This is a genomic window from Mesorhizobium sp. M4A.F.Ca.ET.050.02.1.1 (assembly GCF_003997725.1).
Lineage (GTDB): Bacteria > Pseudomonadota > Alphaproteobacteria > Rhizobiales > Rhizobiaceae > Mesorhizobium.
This window is the reverse complement of record NZ_RZSG01001576.1, coordinates 1-380: the sequence shown is the minus strand read 5'-3', so window position 1 is coordinate 380 and position 380 is coordinate 1. Positions and strand designations below refer to the sequence as shown.

Below are 380 nucleotides of genomic sequence, written 5' to 3'. Positions count from 1 at the left end.
AATTATTCTGAGCGAGATGGCCTGCAAAGACTATAATCCGACCTTCAGAAATACTAAATCGGCAGCGATGGCTTCCTATTTCCCCGCGAGCGCTACACTGGTCACTTCAAGAATGGCGGCACCGTACCGCGGGCGCGCAGGCCAGGATGTCCAGTTCGACGTCACGGAAGGCCAATCGAAGACACGATCGAGGCATTCAACAATCTTGGATTTAACGATCGCACGATGACGATCAATCGTACGGCTACTCGGGCTATATCGCTCGAACTTGGACCGATTGCCCTTGGCCGCTTCCAGGTCGCATTGGTTTCGAGGTTGTGCCGGCATTCAACGAAGCTTTCTACGGCGCGCTCCACGTCGATCATATCGATCACAGCTGG

At 53.9% G+C, this 380-nt stretch carries 1 protein-coding gene; it reads right to left on the bottom strand.

Annotated elements, in window-relative coordinates; translation table 11 throughout:
- Nucleotides 1-161 precede the first annotated feature (161 nt).
- Nucleotides 162-380 (bottom strand): hypothetical protein (locus tag EOA33_RS40085; RefSeq protein ID WP_210212678.1); only part of this gene is annotated, 219 nt, incomplete at its 5' end.